The organism is Mycobacterium sp. 852014-50255_SCH5639931, assembly GCF_001665605.1.
GTDB lineage: Bacteria > Actinomycetota > Actinomycetes > Mycobacteriales > Mycobacteriaceae > Mycobacterium > Mycobacterium paraffinicum.
The window spans coordinates 58882-61081 of the sequence record NZ_LZSV01000024.1; the positions used below are offsets into that span (position 1 = coordinate 58882).

Below are 2200 nucleotides of genomic sequence, written 5' to 3' on the forward strand. Positions count from 1 at the left end.
AGACGCTGATGCCTTTGTATCGTCCGGCGGTCAGCAGCTGCACGCGATTACCCAATCCGTCGCTCCCGAGACCGCGAAACTTGACGCTTTCATATGTGGCAACCGGCGGCCCTGGGTGGGGCGAACCGCGTCATGCAGCGGTAACCAGACAGCTCAGAGGATGTGCATGCCCTGGGCCAGCTGCGTGACGCCGACCACCGCGAAGACGGTCACCAGGATCTGCCGGTGATAGGCGCGCGTGCAGCTGCCGCAGCAGGGCCTGGGTTCGAGCCGGTGCCGCCACATAGCCCACCAGTATCATCTCGACAACGGCATACATCAGCAGAACGAAGGCGATCGAGGCGCTGACCTGCGTGGTGACCGCTGCCCGGGATGCCACGATGATCGCGAGAATGAAGAGAACCCCGTCGACGGGCACCGATGCCAGCCCGATCACCCAGGCGACCCACAGCGATCCTTTTTCCCACGCGCGATGGGCGCGATGGAGCAGGCGCCGGACTCCGGAACTGTCGTCGGCCGAGACATCCCGTGCGCGGCTCAGGAATCGTGGAACGGCGATCGGTGAATCGGAGGCCGGCGCGGGTGTCGAGGCCCCGTCGCTCGATGCGCGCGCCTCCGCGCGCTGACGCGTCGAGAAGCGCACGGTCATCAGCGCGGCGATCGACAACCCGAGCACGCCGAGCCCCATTTGGATTCGTGGGAGCGTCGAGCTCGCGGAAGGGCCGGCCGAACCGTGCCCGATGGAGCCGAACGTTGACGTGAAATTGAGCAGGATAAGCGGGGCGAGCAGCTCGGGCACACATACGGTGAGGCCGCCGACCCAATAGGCAAGCAGATTCGGCCCGGGGCGCGGCCGGGAGATCATCAAGAGTGCGAGGCCCAGACGCACGGGATTGAGTGCCGCCAGAATTCCCTACCCCAGCACGGACCCCCACATTGGCGCAGCTCTACCCGCGACCGAGGGAGTCTAAACACCGGCGCTAGGAATTGTGGCCCTGTGCATCAATTCACACCTTGCAGACGGCCGAGCCCTCTCAAAGCCCCGAATTGTGGTTTTTTGCAACAACTTCGAACAACATCCTCCCGTGAATATGAACGCCCCGCCAACGCGGCGTAAACGCATGCGTGGAGGTCCGTCGGGGCGGTCACGGCCGTAGTCGTCGGCGAGATGGCGCCGCGGCAACGCATAGCCAGCACCCAGGTCCGCAGCCGCGTCAGCCGCAAGATGAATGCACTGTCCTTGGCATGCTCCGCTCGGCGCAGCAACGTTCGACGCCAGCGGTAGTCGCGGCGCGGGCCGGACGACAGCAAGCGCCGATGTCCTTGGGTTCTGCGAAGGGGCGCTTGCCGCAAAGCGCATGCGGTCGTTTCAACAATGTTGTATGTCGGTGTAAGCAAACGGCGAGCGATGCGGCCATCGCGCGCCGGACACGGCGCGGCGCCTGGGCTCCAGAGGGGCGAATGGCGTGTCGGGACAAACGTTTGTTTTGCTGAGTGACGAGAACCAATCCAGGGCTGCGAATCTCTTATGCAGGAACGAGATTCACAGGTTTGACCGCACCTACCGCCGGGTACATGCGGAGCCGTGGAGTGCGACATCCAAAGTCGTAGTGCCAGCCTGTTAGTGGTTCGCTGGTGCGCCGACGGAAGCCCCCGCAGAGCGGCGTGTGCGGTTCCCGGGTTACCGTTGACGCTGCGGACGGTATTGCGATTCGGGTCGGGGACACAACTGGGGCCAGAACCGCAGCCATCACGGTCACATCACGACGGGGATCTCCGCGAAGCTTCTTGGCGCTGGCATCGTGCCGGTGGGCAGGTCGCCATACTGGTCGAAACTAACGGCCAATCCTGAAGCGCTGCACCGTTTCTAGTGCTGCGCGCGCAGCGCTTCTGCATTTTTTCATCTCGTATGTAGGAGGTCGTCCGTTGCAGTTCAATCCGTTCGACGATGACAGCGGCAAATTTTTCGTATTGGTCAATAACGAGGAACAACACTCCCTTTGGCCCGTCTTCTCCGACGTCCCGGCCGGCTGGCGAGTGGTGTACGGGGAGGCCGACCGCGCGGTCTGTCTCGACTACATCGAACGGAACTGGCCCGACATTCGTCCGAAGAGCATACGAGACAGGGTCTCCGCTGCTGGTTTGTGATGTATAGACGGTCTAGGTATGAAGGAGTCGGGAAGGCTTTCGGGGGGATTTA

General features: G+C 63.1%; 2 protein-coding genes. One reads left to right on the top strand and one right to left on the bottom strand.

What is annotated here, in order from left to right:
* Window positions 1-130: 130 nt before the first annotated feature.
* Window positions 131-889 carry a GAP family protein gene (locus A5758_RS14490; protein WP_231987320.1) on the bottom strand — a complete coding sequence of 253 codons (759 nt, stop codon included), beginning with the start codon at window positions 887-889 and terminating at the stop codon, window positions 131-133.
* A 1037-nt stretch (window positions 890-1926) separates the two neighbouring features.
* On the opposite strand from A5758_RS14490, the gene A5758_RS14495 reads away from it, so the two are divergent.
* Entirely contained in the window at window positions 1927-2148 is a 222-nt protein-coding gene (locus A5758_RS14495) for an MbtH family protein (RefSeq protein WP_067740982.1), read from the top strand.
* Window positions 2149-2200 lie beyond the last annotated feature (52 nt).